The following is a 15,102-nucleotide window of genomic DNA, read 5'->3' as shown; positions in this document are numbered from 1 at the left end:
GTTTGCTCCCCTCTCCCGCGCGCGGGAGAGGGGTTGGGGGAGAGGGCAAGGCGTATCGAAACCCGACAGCCTTGGCCCGTCCCCCAGCTACCGCACCAACTGATTGATCTCGATAATCGGCATCAGCACCGCCAGCACGATCAGCAGCACCACCACCCCCATCGTCAGGATCAGCAGCGGCTCCAGCAGGCTGGTCAGGAACAGCGTGCGGCGTTCCAGTTCCTGGCCCTCGCCCGTGGCGGCGCGCTCCAGCATGACCGGCAGGTTGCCGGTGGCTTCGCCGGAGCGGATCAGGTGCACCAGCACCGGCGGGAACTGGTTCTGCGCGGCCAGCGCGCGGGCCAGTGACGCGCCTTCGCGCACCCGCGTGGTGGCATCGTCGACGTTGGCCTTGAGCGCCACGTTGGTCAGCGTCTCGCCGGCGGCCTGCAGGCTGCGCAGGATCGGCACGCCGGCCGATACCAGGATGGCCAGCGTGCTCGCAAAGCGGGCCGTGTTGTAGCCACGGATCAGCTTGCCCACCAGCGGCGCGGTCAGCAGCCAGCGGTGCCATGACAGCCGCACGTCGGGCTGCCGCAGCAGGCTGCGCACGATGGCCGTGACCACCGCGATCACGGCCACGGCGGCCCACCACCAGTTGCGCACGAAATCGGATAGCCACAGCATGACGATCGTCAGCGTGGGCAGCTTCTGCTTGGTGTTGGCGAACACGCTGACCACCTGCGGCACCACGTACGACAGCAGGAAGATGACGATGGCGAACGCCACGAACGTAACGATGGCCGGGTAGGTGAACGCCAGCCGGATCTTCGACGTAAGCTGGTTGCGCGTCTCGATATAGGTCGCCAGCCGCTCCAGCACCACGCCAAGGTGGCCCGAGTGCTCGCCCGCCGACACCAGCGCGCGGTAGATGTCCGGAAAATCCTTCGGATGCTGGGCCAGCGCCACGGACAGCGAACTGCCGCCCATGACTTCCGCGCGGATGCCGGCCAGCAACTCGTGCACGTACTGGCGCTCGGCCTGGTCGGCCAGCGCGCCAAGCGCCTCGTCCAGCGGCAGGCCGGATACGATCAGGCTGGCTAGCTGGCGCGTGAACAGCGCCTGTTCCTGCGTGGTCAGCCGGCGCACGAACATGCCGCCGCGGCTGCGCTGGGCCAGGCCGGCGCCGGCCAGCGCATCGACGGTGATCGGCGTCAGCCCGCGCGCGCGGAGCTGCGAGCGCGCCTGCCTGGGACTGTCGGCCTCGATGACGCCGCGGTCGGCGCGGCCAGCGGCGTCGGCGGCTTCGTAGCGAAAGGCGGGCATGGCTTACTCGCGCGTGACGCGCAGCACCTCTTCCAGCGAGGTGGCGCCGCTGTCGATCCAGCGCTGCGCGTCGCCGCGCATCGTGTGCATGCCCTTGGCCAGCGCCACCTGCTTGATCTCGGATTCGGGCTGCTGGCGGTGGATCATCGTCTGGATCTCGCTGTCCACGGTCAGCAGTTCGTAGACGCCCATCCGGCCCTGATAGCCCGAATGGCCGCACTTGTCGCAGCCCACGGCGTGCCACACGCGCTGCAGCGGGCGGCCCTCGGCCTGCAGCGTGGCGGCGTCGGCGGCGGTCACCTCGATCACTTCCTCGCGCTTGCAGTGCGGGCACAGGCGGCGTACCAGCCGCTGCGCCAGCACGCCCAGCAGCGACGACGACAGCAGGAACGGCTCGATCCCCATGTCCACCAGCCGCGTCACGGCCGACGCCGAGTCGTTGGTGTGCAGCGTGGCCAGCACCAGGTGGCCGGTCAGCGACGCCTGCACGGCAATCTGCGCCGTTTCCAGGTCGCGGATTTCGCCGATCATCACCACGTCCGGGTCCTGCCGCAGGATCGCGCGCAGCGCCTTGCCGAACGTCATGTCGATACGCGGGTTCACCTGCGTCTGGCCGATGCCGTCGAGGTCGTACTCGATCGGGTCCTCGACGGTCATGATGTTCGTCGTGTGCGAATCGAGCCGCGACAGCGCCGCGTACAGCGTGGTGGTCTTGCCGGAGCCGGTCGGGCCGGTCACCAGCACGATGCCGTGCGGCTGGCGCACCAGGTGGTCGAAGCCGGCCAGCGTCTCGCGCGCCATGCCCAGCTTGGCCAGGTCCAGCCGGCCAGCCTCCTTGTCCAGCAGACGCAGCACCGCGCGCTCGCCGTGGCCGGTAGGCAGCGTCGACACGCGCACGTCAACCGGCCGGCCGCCCACGCGCAGCGTGATGCGGCCGTCCTGCGGCAGCCGTTTCTCGGCGATGTCGAGCTGCGCCATGATCTTGATCCGCGAGATCAGCGCGCCGTGCAGCGCCTTCTTGGGCCGCACCACGTCGCGCAGCGTGCCGTCCACGCGGAAGCGCACCACCGACGACGACTCGAACGGCTCGATGTGGATATCGGACGCCTGCTCGCGCGCGGCCTGCGTCAGCAGCGCGTTGATCATGCGGATGATCGGCGCGTCGTCCTCGGATTCGAGCAGGTCTTCCACGGCCGGGATGTCCTGCATCAGCCGCGACAGGTCCACCTCGCCCTCCACCTCGCCCACCACCTGGGCGGCCGAGCCGTCCTGGCGGTTGTAGGCGTCGGACATCGCCGCTTCCAGCGCGGCTGGCTCCAGCACGCGCAGGTGCAGCGCGCCATGCACGCGCGCCACTTCGGCCAGCGCGGCCGGCGAGGTCTTGCGGCTGACCCACACTTCCAGCCCGTCCGGGCGCTGATGGGCGATCAGCAGCGGGGCCTCGCGCGAGAACGAATACGACACCAGCCGCGCCGCCATGGGCGACGGCGGCTCCAGCGGGGCCTCGGCCCCGGCGGCGGGATTGGCGAGTGTTTCGGTAGCCATGGTGCTCAGCCCTGCGGGCGCTGGACGGCTGCCCCGTCGTTGAGCGACAGCGGACGCGGCGGCACCTGCGGCGCCGGTTGCGGTGCGGGCGCGGCCGGCAGCGTCGGGTCCAGCGGCAGCGGTGCCTGCACCGGCCCGTTGTAGCGCGGATCGACGAATGGCGCCGACGGCGCGTCGGCCGGCGGCAGCACCGGCGTGTCCTTGTCGCGTACGACCATGTTAGGCGACACGAAGCCCTGCTGCTGGCCGCGGATGTACTCGTAGCGGTCCTGCGTCAGGCGGTCGGTCGCGCCGGCCGTGCGCATCACGTACGGCCGCAGGAACACCAGCAGGTTGGTCTTCCGGCGGTTCTTGTTCTCGTAGCGGAACAGCGAACCCAGGTAGGGAATGTCGCCCAGCAGCGGCACCTTCTGCACGCCGTCGCCGTAGCTGTCCTCGATCAGGCCGCCCAGCACGATGATCTGGCCGTCGTCCACCAGCACGTTGGTCTCGATCGACCGCACGTTGGTGGTCGGCCCCTGGATCAGTGTGGCCGTGCTGGCCACCACCGACGACGACTCCTGGTAGATCTGCATCTTGACCTGGCCGCCTTCGGTGATCTGCGGGCGCACCCGCAGCGTGATGCCGACGTCCTTGCGGTCGAAGGTCTGGAACGGCGACACCGTCGACGTGCTGCCCGTCTGCGCGTACGAGCCGGTCGTGATCGGAATGTTCTGGCCGATCAGGATCTTGGCTTCCTCGTTCTCCAGCGTGATCAGGTTCGGCGTCGACAGCAGGTTCACGCTGTCGTTGGTGCCCAGCGCGCTGATCAGCGCGCCCAGGCCCGACGACCGGTTGACCACGCCGATGTTCAGCCCGCCGATGTCCGGCACGAGCTGCTGCGCGGCGGCAATGCCGGCCGTGTTGTTGTTCCGGTACAGCAGGCCGGCCAGCGTCAGGTTCAGGATGTTCTGGCCGCCGGTGCCGAAGTTCGTGCCGGCCACGCCAATCGTGTTGCCGGCCTGGTTGACGATGCCCTGCCACTGGATGCCAAGCTGCTGCGCCTGGGTGGCCGTGACCTCGACGATCATCGTCTCGATGTAGACCTGCGCGCGGCGCGCGTCCAGGTCGTCGATCACGACGCGCAGGTTGCGGTAGACCGGCTCGCTGGCGGTGATGATCAGCGAGTTGGTCGACTGGTCGGCCTGGATCGTGCCGCCCGTGGTCGGCTGCTGGTTGACCGCGAACGACGCCGAGAACGCGTTGGAGCCCGTGCCGCTGCCGAAGCCCGAGGACGACGACGATCCGCTGCGGTTGTAGCCCGTGGTGCCGCCCGAGTACTGGCCCGCCTGCTGCGTGCCCGTGTTCTGGAACGTGCCCGTGGTGGCGCTGGTGGCGCCGGCCTGGCCGGGCTGGGCCGTGCTGGCGAACGAGCTGTCGGCCGCGACGATCGCGCGCAGCGTGGCGGCCAGCTTCACGGCGTCGGCGTTCTTGAGCGGCACCACCCAGATGTTGCCGGGCCGCGCGAACGGCTGGTCGATCTTCTCGATCAACTGGCGCGCCTGCTGCACGCGCGCACGGCTGGTGGCGCGGATCATCAGCGAATTGCTACGCGGCTCGGCCACCACGGTGGTCCGCAGCGACGCATCGGTCGCGCCCGCGCCCCCGCCGGCACCGCCGGCCGCCGACGGGTCCAGCAGCTTCTGCAGCACCACGGCGGCGTCGCTGGCCACGGCATTCTTGAGCGGGATCAATTCCACCTCGCCCGACGCCGGCGCGTCCACGGCCGCGATGATGCGGGCCAGGCGGCGCAGGTTGTCGGCGTAGTCGGTAATGACCAGCGTGTTGTTGGCCGGGTAGGCGGTAATCGTGTTGTTCGGCGCGATCATCGGCCGCAGCACGGGCACCAGGTTGTTGGCCGACTCGTAGTTCAGGCGGAACACCTGCGTCACCACCTGGTCACCCCGGCCGGCGCCGCCGCCGATCACCGTGGGCGAGCCCTGCAGCTTGGCATCGGCCTCCGGCACGACCTTGGTGAACCCGTTCGACTCGACCATCGCGTAGCCCTGCATGCGCAGCACCGAGCCGAGCGTTTCCAGCGCCTGGGCGCGCGACACCGGCTGCTCGGTCACCAGGTTCACGGTGCCCTTCACGCGCGGGTCGATCACGAAATTCTTGCCCGTGGCCTGGCCCACCGCCTTGACGACCGATTCCAGGTCGGCGTTGACGAAGTTCAGCACCACCTGGTCGCGGTTGCGCGGCGTGATGTCGTTCGGTTGCGGCACCGGCTGCTGCGGCTGCGCCCAGGCCAGGGCCGGCGACAGCAGGGACAGGGTGCACAGCAGCGCCGTGGCGCGGGCGCAGGCGGTTCGGACAAGTCGGTGGGTGGATTGCGTGGTCATCATCGGTTCCAGGCTTGGGCTTCGGCAGCTTCGGCAATCAGAAGCGCAGCCTTGTCACGTTGTTTTCTGTTCGTCCCAGCAGGCTCAGCAGGCCCGCAAGCTGGGTGGCCGCCTCGGGGTCGGCGTGCGCCGTGCCCTCGAAGCGGGACTGCCGGCCAAGGGTGCCGCTGCCCTCCAGGTGCAGCGGCCCGGCCGTGGTGCTCAGTTGCAGCTTGCCATCGGCGCCGGTCAGGTCGACCTCCGCACGATAGCTGCCCAGCGGGCGCAGGCGGCTCACCGCCGCGGACATCTGGTCGAGCTGCAGCGTCAGATGTCCGAATTTCTGGTTGCCGGCGAACTTGCCCTGCAGCGCGGACCAGTCCACGCGCATCGTGCCGTCCGGGCGCAGCGTGTTGAACGGCGCGCCGATGCCTTCCAGCAGCGACGCCGGCAGCCGGATGCTGCCCGGCTGCACGGTCCAGCCGGCCGGCGTGGCCGCCACCGTCACGGGTGCGGCCATCGCCATGTCCTGTTCCAGCACGATGCGCAGCGTGCCGGCCAGCATCGGCCAGAACGCCACGTCCCACGTGAGCCGGCCCGGCAGGACGGTGGCCGTCTGGCTGCCCGTGCCCGCCGAGAGCGCCAGCGTGGCGCTGCCGTGCCAGAGCGTGCCCGCCGCGTCGGCCAGCAGCACGCGCCGGCCGGTTTCGGTGGCGATGCGGTCCGCCATCCACGTGGCCGGCATCGATGCCACCACGGTCACCGCCACCGTCGCGACGCCCAGTATCGCCCAGCGCAGCCACTGCCAGCCGCGCGACGCGCGGGCTTGCCGGCGGGGCAGGCGCAGTGCTTCGAGCCGCGCCATCAGTTGCGGCCGCCGGCACCGGGGCCCTGCAGCGTCGCCGTGACGTTGACCAGCGCCGTGGCGCCAACATAGCTGATGCGCGCGTCGGTCACCTTGAGGCGCTGCTGCGCGCGCACGTCCTGCAGCCAGCTTGCCACGGCGCCGAACGGCACCTTGTCCAGCTGGACCTGCACGGCGTTGTCGCCGGTGGCGGCCAGCCGCGTGGCCTTCAGGCCGTGCTGGTCCAGGTTGTCCTGCAGCGCCTGCGTCAGCGCATCGCCGCGCAGCGACGGTGCCGGACTGGCCTGCAGGCCGCGCGCTTCCTGCGCCAGGGTTTCCATTTCGGCCAGGTCGGCGCGCTGGGCGGGCAGGTTGCGGATCAGGCGGTCGCGGCCCGTGGCGGCCGGCTCCCAGAGCACGAGGTAGCCGAATACCAGGACCAGCACGACCGTGCCGCCGCCCAGGATGGCCTGCTCGCGCGGGTTGCGGGCGTTCCAGAAGGTGTCGAACCGCTCGCGCCAGGCGGGCGGCACGCGCGGCCGCAGGCGGGCCAGCCGGGCGGCCGGGCTGTTGCCGGCGGGCCGGGCGGCAGGCTTTGCGGGGTTGGTGGGCTTGGCGGGCGTCATGATGCGGCCCTGCCCGGCGCCTTGCCTTCGGCGCGCGATTCGCTGCGGATCGTCCAGCGCGATCCCGGCGGTGTGGGAGCCCCGCCCGCGCGGACGGCGGCGTCGGGTGGCGTCTTGTCTTCTTCCATCTGTAGGCCCGCCTGCCGCACGGCGCTGCGCAGGGCGTTGGTGTTGGTGCCGGCCTTGAGCGCGACGTAGAGCGTGCCGGCACGGTAGTCGAGCTGCAGCAGCGCGTCCGGCGGCAGGCTCTGCGCGGCGCGCGCGAAGCCATCGGCCAGCGGCAGGAAATCGCCCGGCGTGCTGCGGCCGCTGGCGGTGCGAAGCTGTTCGATCTGGCGGCGCATCAGCAGCGGCGGCTCGGCCACGGGCGGGACGTTGGGAAAGGCGGTGTGCAGGATGTCGACCTGGGCGGCCTCGATGCGCCGCGATTCCTGGCGCAGCATCAGCCACTGGGCATTCATGCCGATGATCTGGACCAGCACCAGCGCCACGGCCAGTGCCACCGGCAGGCGCCAGGCCAGCAGGTTCCAGCGGTCCATCGTGCCCTGGGCGAATTCGAACTGGGCCAGGTCGACCTGCGGCTCGCGCAGGCAGGCTTCGGCGCCGGCCAGCCAGATGCGCCAGTCTTCGGAAATCCGCGATGCCCGCGCGATGCGGCGCTGGTTGCGCAGCGCCGGCACGGGCGCGTGGGCCAGGGCCGCCTTGTCGCCGTGCCATTCGCCGGCCGGGGCCAGCGCCTGCCACGCGGCCAGCGCCTGGTCGTTGAGCAGCAGGCCGTAGCCGTCGTAGGGGCCGGTGCGGACCGTGAGTTGCCACAGCCGGGCGGATTCGGCGGCGGCGGGCGGGGGCGCGGCGGCGTCGAGCAGTCCGGCCGACGGGGCCAGTGCCGACGCGGCGGCTTCCACGACCAGCGTGGCGGCCGGTACCGGTTCGTCCGGCACCACGGGCGCCTGCGGCACGGCCGGGGCGGGCGCGGGCGCCGGCTCGGCGCCTTCGGCCAGCGGGGGCGCGGCGCCTTCGGCCAGCGCCGGTTCGGGCAATTCGGCCGCAGCCGGGGTCTCGGCTTCGGGTTCGGGTTCGGCTTCCGCTTCGGCCAGCGGCAGGCAAAGCTGCGCGGGCAGCACGCTGCGGCGGCGGTGCTTGTGTTCGGCGAACTGGTCCAGCGCGGCGCGCAGCCAGGCACGGTCGGTCACCATCAGCAGGCGGCGGCGCGGGCCGCGCGCCGGGGCGGACGGGTCCAGCGCGGGGCCCAGCGCGATGTGGCAGGGCGCCGCGTCGGTGGCCAGCACGTCTTCGATCAGGTTCGGCAGCGCCAGCCGCAGGCGGGCCGGCGGCAGCGGCGGGACCATCGCGGCGGTCAGCAGCACGTCGCTGGCGGCGACGATCAGGACCAGGCGGTCCGCGGCGGGCATGTCGGCGGGCAGTCCGTGGCCTTCGCGCAACAGCTCGGGCGCCGGCGGCGTGGCGCCGGGCCGGCTTTTCTCGGCGGAAGCCCGTACCAGCGCAAACGGCATCGCGCCAAACTGCCACGGTTGCGGCTGGTCATGCGGCCGGTGCGGCAGGCGGACGTAGAGCGTGGTACTCAAGATTTCCCTGTTATCAGTGGCGAAGTCGCGCTGGAGGCGCCTGGGAGCTGCGATGGGCCCCGGAATGCCGCACTGGGCGGGCGCCACGGTGGCGCGCGGCAGGGTGCCGCGGTGGGCCGGGCTCGGTGCAGCAGCATACCTTGCCTGTGTGACTTAACCGCGTCAATAGCTACCCATCTGATTCTGCGGAAGGATGACGCCGACACGCATCGGGGCAAAAACCGGCTTGCGGCCCGGCGGCGTTTCAGCGTTGCGCGGGCATGGCGTCGGCGTCGCGCACCCAGACGATGCGGGTGCTGCTGCCGCTGCCCACGACGTCCGGTCGGTAGACCAGCGACACCTTGAGCCGCCGCGCCCGGTCGTGCCGCACCAGGCCGTAGATCAGGAAGTAGCGGGTTTTGACATCCACGGTGCCGGCGGAAGCGTCCGCCTGCGGGGCGATGCCACGGAGCTGGTTGGTGATGTCGCCCGTATTCCGGAAGTAGCTGCGGTCCCGCTGGCGCACCAGTTCGCGCGCGCGGTCGATCGGCAGCTTGTCGATCACGGCCGCCAGCACCTCGGCCTCGGCGGTATTGGCGTTGACCAGCGTGCGCTCCGGCAGCACCGTGACAAACGGCTCCAGCACCGCGATCATCGCCGGGGTGTAGCCGGGGATGGCCAGCAGGTCCTCGATGCTGTCGGGCGGGCGGGGCGCCGGCTGGCCGTTCGTCGATACGCCGCGCGCGGCGCGCAGGAAATACTGCGCCGTGGGCTCCGCCAGCCCGGCGTTCATGCCGAGCGTTTGAAGCAGGCGCCGGAAGGCCGCGAGGCTGACGGGGTTGACGTTGACGACCCGGCCCGTGGCGTCGGCCTGCCATTCATAGAGGTTGGTCAGGTTGAAGCGCGCCTGGGCGTCGAGGATCCGGCCAGAGACGAACGACGTCTCGCCGCCTTCGGCCGTGCTGACGCCGGCGCCCAGGAAGTCGGACAGCCGGGTTTCGGCCACGGGCACCGACCACGGCTCGCCCAGGTAGTCGACCTGCGAGCGGCGCTGGTCGTCGCGCAGGATCAGCCGCGACCAGTCGACGGCCGCCTTCTCGATCCACGCGGCCTGGGCCACCAGGCGCTGGTTCTCGATCGAGCGGATCTGCACCTGCTGGCGCCAGAGCATGCCCGAGACCACGACCACGGCCAGCGTCACCATCAGCAGCGCGGTGACCACGGCGGCGCCGTGCTGGCGCGACAGGGGGCGGAAGCGGGTGGCGCGCGTCATCACATCCCCGTCATGCAGACTTTCTGGAACTGGCGCGGCGTGTCGCCGTCGCCCATCCGGGCCAGCACGGTCAGTTCCACCGCGCGCAGCGACACGGCGTCAGAAAAGGTCGATGCCTGCGCGTCGCTGGCGCCGGTGGCCTGGGCGGCCGCCGCCGCCGCGCTGGCCGCCGCGTTGCCCTGCACCAGGGCCGTGCGCACGCGGTTGCTGTCGACCACCCAGCCCACCGGCTCCACCCAGGCGCGGGCCGAAAGCTGGTCGGCCTGGCCCAGCAGCGGCCGCACCTGCACGCCGGTGCTGCCGGCCTGCCGCAGCGCCAGCAGCGCGCTCTGCACGTCGTTGCGGGAAATGGCGGCGCGGCTGGCCACGCGCACCACGGTGTTGCCGTCGAGCCGGTACGCCACCACCTGCCACGTCGGCGGCTGGCCTTCGTCGCGGCGGTCGCGCACCATCAGCAACTGGTTCGGCGCGATCTCGACCGGGCTGGCCTGCAGTTGCGCGGGCTGCGCCAGGTGTTCGCAATCGGACTGGAACTGGCCGTAGAGGACCTTGAGCGCGTCGAGCCGGGCGTCGTGGTCGATCAGCCGCTCGCGCGTGCGGGTCAGGGAATCGAGCGCGCGCCAGCCGATGACGGCCATCACCGCCAGCAGCGTGATGGCCACCAGCATCTCCAGCAGCGTGAAGCCGCGCGGGCGGGCGCGGCGGAGGCGGCGCTCAGAGGACATTGCGGGATTCATTGGGCACCAGCGTCACCAGCCACGCCAGCCGTACTGACTTGTTGGTGGCCGATGGATACACGGCGATCTCGACGCGCCGGAACGACGGGTTGGGCGTGCCCGAGATCGATTCCTCGCACCACAGCGCCACGCCGCCCTGCGGGCAGTCGTAGCCGCGCGTGCCCGGTTCGGGCCAGGTCTTCGACAGCCGCAGCGTGGCCAGGTGGTTCTCGGCGCTGAACTCGGCCAGCATGCGCTGCTGCAGCGACGCGCTGGACTCGGTCATCGACCCCATCGCGCGCATGGCAGCGGTCAGCGCGACGGCCAGGATGGTCAGCGCCACCAGTACCTCGATCAGCGTGAAGCCGGCCGGGGCCGGGCGGGGGCGCCGGCTCATTGCGTCACCGTGGCCACGTAGCGGCCGCTGCCGTCGCCGGCCACATCCACGCGGATGTCGCCGCGCGTGAGCACCAGCCGCTGCGGTTCGTCGATCAGTTCACGGCCGAAGATCAGGCGCACGGGGCCGTTGCCAGGCTGGCGGCCGCCCTGGACGATCACGGCGCCGTCCAGCGGAATGCGCCAGCGGCCCGGTGCAAAGACGTCGGTGCGCAGCGGCACCCAGCCCTGCGGCGTGGATTCCAGAAAGCGCCAGCCCGTGGCGTCGCCTTCCCAGGCCAGCGGCCGGGCGCCTAGCTGGGCGTCTTCCTGGGCGAGTTCGAACAGGCGGGCGATGCGCTGGCCGTCATCGAGCACACGGCCGCGGTCGTTGGGCGTGGCGTTGACGGCCACCAGGGAAATGACGATGCCGGCGATCACCATGACCACCAGCAGTTCGAGCAGCGTGAAGCCGTGCGGCCGGCGACGCTGGAGAAAGGCGGCCTGGCCGCGCGGCGTCGCCGGCATCATGAGGAAAGTGGGCGCTTATTCCCAGTTGCCGATGTCGGCGTCGTTGCCGCTGCCGCCGGCCTGCCCGTCGGCGGCCAGGCTGAAGACGTCGATCTCGCCGCGCACACCGGGGTTCAGGTACTGGTACGGGTGGCCCCACGGGTCTTTCGGCAGCTTTTCCAGGTAGCCGCCGCCCTTCCAGTTGTTCGGCACCGGCTCGGTGGTGGGCTTGCTGACCAGCGCGGCCAGGCCTTGCTCGGTGGTGGGATAGCGGCCATTGTCCAGGCGGTACAGCTTCAGCGCCTGCATGATCGACGAGATGTCCTGGCGCGCGGCCACGATGCGGGCCTCGTCGGGGCGGCTCATGATCTTCGGCACGACCAGCGCCGCGAGCACGCCCAGGATCACGATCACGACCATGATCTCGATCAGCGTGAAGCCACGGGCGCGGCGGCGGGGAGCGTTCTGCATGGCGGAAGGCTGGAGGACGGTTCTGCGCATCGGTTGGTATGCCTTGATGTCAGGAGTGGACGATATGGTGGGAGAGTATAACCCTCGTCTCATGACCATTTGGTGTGCCGGGAGCGGCGCAGGTACCGCAATCCGGCCATGGGCGTGCCGGTGCCGCCGCAGCCATGTGCAATTGCAACAAAAATCTTGCATTGCAGATGCACGTTAACTATGATTCCCGTCAAGATGCAACTGACCCGATTCTCCGACTACGCGCTGCGCCTGCTGATGTATGTCTCGCGCGGCGACGGCACCCGGCCCATCACGATCGCCGAGGTTGGCCAGCAATTCGACATTTCGCACAACCACCTTGTCAAGGTGGCGGCGCGGCTGTCGAAGCTAGGCTGGATCTCGGCCACGCGCGGGCGCCATGGCGGCCTGCAGATGGGCCCCGGCGCCGGCAAGCTGTCGATCGGAACGATCCTGCGCGAGCTGGAAGGCCACAAGTCGATCATCGACTGCTCCGAACCCGCGTGCGCGCTGCACGGCAATTGCCGGCTCAAGCGCGCGCTGGACCAGGCGGAGGAGGCGTTCTACCAGGCGCTGGACGGCGTGACGCTGGACGATGTGTCCGGCAACAGCCGCACGGCAGAGTCGATCATCAACCTGCATCGCGATTTCCTGAGCCGGCGCGCGGCCTGAGGACGGGGCAAGACCCCGCCGCAGGCAGCCGCCGGTTTTACTGTGCGAGAAAACATGCATACAAGATGCATGAAATAACAAGGAGTCCTTTCTGATGTTGTCCGCTGCTTCCCGCCCCTATATCGATGCCAGCGTCCCCGTGCTGCGCGAGCACGGCCTTGCCATTACCACCCATTTCTACCGCGAGATGTTCGCGGCCCGGCCCGAGCTGAAGAACCTGTTCAACATGGGCAACCAGGCCAATGGATCGCAGCAGCAGTCGCTGGCGTCGGCCGTGTTCGCCTATGCCGCCAACATCGACCGCGCCGACGTGCTGGCGCCGGTGGTGGAGCGCATCGTCCACAAGCACGTGGCCGTGGGCCTGACGCCGGCGCACTATCCGATCGTCGGCAAGTACCTGCTGGAAGCGATTGCCGCGGTGCTGGGCGCCGCCGCCACGCCGCCGTTGCTGGCCGCCTGGGACGAAGCCTACTGGCTGCTGGCCGGCGAGCTGATCGCGGCCGAGGCGCGGCTCTATGACCGTCACGACGTCAAGGCGGGAGAGCTGCAGCGGGTGCGCGTGGTGCAGCGCGAGGAAGAGGGCGAGCACGTGGTGGCGCTGACGCTGGCCGCGGCCGATGGGTCGCCGCTGCGCGACTTCGCGCCGGGGCAGTACATCAGCGTCGAGGCCGTGCTGGCCGACGGGTACCGCCAGCTTCGTCAGTACTCGTTGTCCGGCGAGCGCGGGCTGCCGACGTGGCGCATTTCGGTCAAGCGCGAGCCCGGCAACGCCGAGACGCCGGCCGGTGCGGTGTCGAACTGGCTGCACGACCATGCCCACGTCGACACCACGCTGAACGTGAGCACGCCGTGGGGCGACTTTGCGCCGGAAATCGACGGACGCCGGCCGATCGTGCTGATGTCGGCCGGTATCGGCGTTACGCCGATGGTGTCGGTGCTGCGCACGCTGGCCCGCGAGAATCCGCATCGGCCGGTACTGTTCGCGCACGCCGCGCGCCACGGCCAGCACCATGCGCACCGGGGCGACGTGGCCTGGGCCCGCGCGCGGATGCCGAACCTGCGTACCCACATCAGCTACGAGGCGCCGCTGGCGGCCGATGTTGCCGGTGCCGACTACGACCACGCCGGGACCATGCCGATCGCGTCGCTGCTGCAGGCCCAGGAAACGTCGGCGTTCAACGATGCCCGCTTCTACCTGTGCGGCCCGCTGGGGTTCATGCAGGCCCAGCGCCATGCGCTGATCGGCGCCGGCATTCCGGTGGGCCATATCCACCGCGAAGTGTTCGGCCCGGACCTGCTCGACGAGCTGCTCTGAGCTGGCCCCGCGCCGGCCGGGCGACGCAGCACGACTGACAGACAATCGTCGCATCCGTCTGGTACGCTTGGCGGTCTCCTGCTTCCGCCGCCCGGCGTACGTTCGTGCCCACTCTCACCCGGCCTGCCTTCCGTCTTGACCTGACTGCTCTCTGGCTGCCTCGCGCAGCCAGTCTGTTGTTGTTTGTTGCACTGTGCGCGCTGGTGACGCATTGGGTGCTGGGCTTCGGCGCGATGCGGACGATTCCCGTACCCGAATCGGCGCGCGTGGCGCAGACCGAGGCCGTGGAGACCGGCGCCACCGCCACGCTGTTCGGCGGCAGCGCCCAGCCAGGCGTGCGCGACGTGCAGGTGATTGGCGTGGTGGCGACCGTCAGCGGCGCCGGCCCGGCCGCGGCGATCGTGTCGCTCGATGGCGGCCCGCCGAAGGCCGTGCGCGTCGGCGCCACGCTGTCGCCGCAGATCCAACTGGTGGAAATCCACGGCCGCACGGTCGTGATCGAACGCAATGGCGTGCGTCAGGAAATCGCGCTGCCGCTGCAGAACGCGGCGGCGGGCGGGCCTGGCAGTCTGCCGGCCCCGCCGCCGGCCGGCGCGGCCGCGCCGCTGTCGACGCCCATGCCGGCGCCGGTGCTGGCTGCGCCGCCAGCGCAGGAGCCTCACGCGGGCGGATCGGGCGAGAACCAGATTCCGCGCGACTGATCCAATCGTAAGAATCCGCGTTTCAAAGCGTTGCGCAATATTTGACTGTCTTACGTGTGTTCAGCGCGGGAGTCGAATCTGTGAGCCCCGTAACAACGTATTAAAAATGCCAACTCTGACGGGGGCGCTGCGTTCTAATCCGTACATGCCCAACGTCATGAAAAGGAGCACGGACATGCAACGCACCCAAAAGACGCACATCCTCAAGAGCTTTGTCGTGGCCTCGGCCATGGTCGTCGCGGCCGGCGCCGCCTTCGCCCAGACCAGCCCGGCCCCCGCACCGGCCGCGCCCGGCGCCACGCAGGGCGATACCGCCCCGCACCACCGCATGGGCGGTCCCGGCGAGCACGGCCACCATGGCGGCGGCAAGATGTGGATGAAGTCGGTGGACACCGACGGCGATGGCGCCATCTCGAAGGCCGAAGCCGACGCGCTGTTCAACAAGATCGACACCAACCGCGACGGCAAGCTGGACAAGTCGGAAATGGCGGCCTACCGCAAGACGCAGTGGGAACAGCGCCGGTCCGAGATGAAGGCCGAGTTCGACGCCAAGTTCAAGGCGGCCGACAAGAACAACGACGGCGCGCTGACCCGCGACGAGTTCAAGACGGCCTTCCCGCGCATGGCCAACCGGTTCGACAAGCTTGACGCCAACCGCGACGGCAAGGTGACGATGGCCGAGATCCAGTCCGACATGCAGAAGATGCACAAGGACCGGATGGATCGCATGGAACGTCGCGGCCCGGGCGGTGCCTCGGCGCCGGCGGTCCCGTCGACCAGCGGCAACTAAGCCGGCGCGCAAGCGCTCACGAACG

15 protein-coding genes are annotated in these 15,102 nt (G+C 70.3%); 4 read left to right on the top strand and 11 right to left on the bottom strand.

Annotated features, from left to right (window positions below; genetic code table 11):
- Positions 1–87 precede the first annotated feature (87 nt).
- The 11 genes from gspF to gspG all read right to left on the bottom strand — a co-directional run bounded on the left by gspF (position 88) and on the right by gspG (position 11,590).
- Positions 88–1,305: a type II secretion system inner membrane protein GspF gene (gspF, locus tag QTN24_RS11390; RefSeq protein WP_124682986.1), complete on the bottom strand. Its 1,218-nt coding sequence runs from the start codon at positions 1,303–1,305 to the stop codon at positions 88–90.
- 3 nt (positions 1,306–1,308) lie between these two features.
- Entirely contained in the window at positions 1,309–2,850 is a 1,542-nt protein-coding gene (gene gspE, locus QTN24_RS11385; protein WP_172966018.1) for a type II secretion system ATPase GspE, read from the bottom strand.
- Positions 2,851–2,855: 5 nt separating this feature from the next.
- Complete coding sequence (gspD, locus tag QTN24_RS11380; RefSeq protein WP_124685016.1) at positions 2,856–5,231, bottom strand: type II secretion system secretin GspD; 2,376 nt, start codon at positions 5,229–5,231, stop codon at positions 2,856–2,858.
- 37 nt (positions 5,232–5,268) lie between these two features.
- Positions 5,269–6,075 (bottom strand): type II secretion system protein N, encoded by an 807-nt coding sequence (locus QTN24_RS11375; RefSeq protein WP_124682987.1) that lies wholly within the window; start codon positions 6,073–6,075, stop codon positions 5,269–5,271.
- Positions 6,075–6,680: a type II secretion system protein M gene (locus QTN24_RS11370; protein ID WP_124682988.1), complete on the bottom strand. Its 606-nt coding sequence runs from the start codon at positions 6,678–6,680 to the stop codon at positions 6,075–6,077. Before QTN24_RS11370 ends, QTN24_RS11375 begins: the two co-directional genes overlap by 1 nt.
- Positions 6,677–8,266: a type II secretion system protein GspL gene (gene gspL, locus QTN24_RS11365; RefSeq protein ID WP_313837128.1), complete on the bottom strand. Its 1,590-nt coding sequence runs from the start codon at positions 8,264–8,266 to the stop codon at positions 6,677–6,679. The genes QTN24_RS11370 and gspL overlap by 4 nt, the downstream gene beginning before the upstream one ends.
- Before the next feature lie 244 nt (positions 8,267–8,510).
- On the bottom strand, positions 8,511–9,518 hold the full coding sequence (gspK, locus tag QTN24_RS11360; RefSeq protein ID WP_124682990.1) for a type II secretion system minor pseudopilin GspK: 1,008 nt from the start codon (positions 9,516–9,518) through the stop codon (positions 8,511–8,513).
- Positions 9,518–10,255, bottom strand: a complete 738-nt coding sequence (locus QTN24_RS11355; protein ID WP_409559011.1) for a type II secretion system protein J — start codon at positions 10,253–10,255, stop codon at positions 9,518–9,520. The genes gspK and QTN24_RS11355 overlap by 1 nt, the downstream gene beginning before the upstream one ends.
- The gene (gene gspI, locus QTN24_RS11350) at positions 10,233–10,631 is read right to left on the bottom strand and encodes a type II secretion system minor pseudopilin GspI (RefSeq protein ID WP_124682992.1); all 399 of its coding nucleotides are present in this window, start codon (positions 10,629–10,631) and stop codon (positions 10,233–10,235) included. Before gspI ends, QTN24_RS11355 begins: the two co-directional genes overlap by 23 nt.
- Complete coding sequence (locus tag QTN24_RS11345) at positions 10,628–11,137, bottom strand: prepilin-type N-terminal cleavage/methylation domain-containing protein (protein ID WP_313837452.1); 510 nt, start codon at positions 11,135–11,137, stop codon at positions 10,628–10,630. Before QTN24_RS11345 ends, gspI begins: the two co-directional genes overlap by 4 nt.
- Positions 11,138–11,155: 18 nt before the next feature.
- Complete coding sequence (gene gspG / locus QTN24_RS11340; RefSeq protein WP_172966019.1) at positions 11,156–11,590, bottom strand: type II secretion system major pseudopilin GspG; 435 nt, start codon at positions 11,588–11,590, stop codon at positions 11,156–11,158.
- 225 nt (positions 11,591–11,815) lie between these two features.
- On the opposite strand from gspG, the gene QTN24_RS11335 reads away from it, so the two are divergent.
- From QTN24_RS11335 to QTN24_RS11320, 4 genes are all read left to right on the top strand, one after another.
- Positions 11,816–12,271, top strand: a complete 456-nt coding sequence (locus tag QTN24_RS11335) for an RrF2 family transcriptional regulator (RefSeq protein WP_172966020.1) — start codon at positions 11,816–11,818, stop codon at positions 12,269–12,271.
- Positions 12,272–12,365: 94 nt separating this feature from the next.
- On the top strand, positions 12,366–13,586 hold the full coding sequence (locus QTN24_RS11330) for a globin domain-containing protein (protein WP_313837123.1): 1,221 nt from the start codon (positions 12,366–12,368) through the stop codon (positions 13,584–13,586).
- A gap of 104 nt (positions 13,587–13,690) precedes the next feature.
- The gene (locus tag QTN24_RS11325) at positions 13,691–14,287 is read left to right on the top strand and encodes a type II secretion system protein N (protein ID WP_409559010.1); all 597 of its coding nucleotides are present in this window, start codon (positions 13,691–13,693) and stop codon (positions 14,285–14,287) included.
- 175 nt (positions 14,288–14,462) lie between these two features.
- The gene (locus QTN24_RS11320; RefSeq protein ID WP_313837121.1) at positions 14,463–15,077 is read left to right on the top strand and encodes an EF-hand domain-containing protein; all 615 of its coding nucleotides are present in this window, start codon (positions 14,463–14,465) and stop codon (positions 15,075–15,077) included.
- Positions 15,078–15,102 lie beyond the last annotated feature (25 nt).

This window comes from Cupriavidus sp. SZY C1 (genome assembly GCF_032190535.1).
GTDB lineage: Bacteria > Pseudomonadota > Gammaproteobacteria > Burkholderiales > Burkholderiaceae > Cupriavidus > Cupriavidus pauculus_C.
This window is presented reverse-complemented; position numbering and strand designations above follow the sequence as displayed.

What these genes read in the sequence shown, in the direction of transcription:
- QTN24_RS11345 (WP_313837452.1), bottom strand. Translation starts at nt 11,137, where the DNA reads ATGCCGGCGACGCCGCGCGGCCAGGCCGCCTTTCTCCAGCGTCGCCGG.
- QTN24_RS11320 (WP_313837121.1), top strand. Translation starts at nt 14,463, where the DNA reads ATGCAACGCACCCAAAAGACGCACATCCTCAAGAGCTTTGTCGTGGCC.
- gspK (WP_124682990.1), bottom strand. Translation starts at nt 9,518, where the DNA reads ATGACGCGCGCCACCCGCTTCCGCCCCCTGTCGCGCCAGCACGGCGCC.
- QTN24_RS11335 (WP_172966020.1), top strand. Translation starts at nt 11,816, where the DNA reads ATGCAACTGACCCGATTCTCCGACTACGCGCTGCGCCTGCTGATGTAT.
- QTN24_RS11370 (WP_124682988.1), bottom strand. Translation starts at nt 6,680, where the DNA reads ATGACGCCCGCCAAGCCCACCAACCCCGCAAAGCCTGCCGCCCGGCCC.
- QTN24_RS11355 (WP_409559011.1), bottom strand. Translation starts at nt 10,255, where the DNA reads ATGAATCCCGCAATGTCCTCTGAGCGCCGCCTCCGCCGCGCCCGCCCG.
- QTN24_RS11375 (WP_124682987.1), bottom strand. Translation starts at nt 6,075, where the DNA reads ATGGCGCGGCTCGAAGCACTGCGCCTGCCCCGCCGGCAAGCCCGCGCG.
- gspD (WP_124685016.1), bottom strand. Translation starts at nt 5,231, where the DNA reads ATGACCACGCAATCCACCCACCGACTTGTCCGAACCGCCTGCGCCCGC.
- gspI (WP_124682992.1), bottom strand. Translation starts at nt 10,631, where the DNA reads ATGAGCCGGCGCCCCCGCCCGGCCCCGGCCGGCTTCACGCTGATCGAG.
- gspG (WP_172966019.1), bottom strand. Translation starts at nt 11,590, where the DNA reads ATGCAGAACGCTCCCCGCCGCCGCGCCCGTGGCTTCACGCTGATCGAG.
- gspE (WP_172966018.1), bottom strand. Translation starts at nt 2,850, where the DNA reads ATGGCTACCGAAACACTCGCCAATCCCGCCGCCGGGGCCGAGGCCCCG.
- gspF (WP_124682986.1), bottom strand. Translation starts at nt 1,305, where the DNA reads ATGCCCGCCTTTCGCTACGAAGCCGCCGACGCCGCTGGCCGCGCCGAC.
- QTN24_RS11330 (WP_313837123.1), top strand. Translation starts at nt 12,366, where the DNA reads ATGTTGTCCGCTGCTTCCCGCCCCTATATCGATGCCAGCGTCCCCGTG.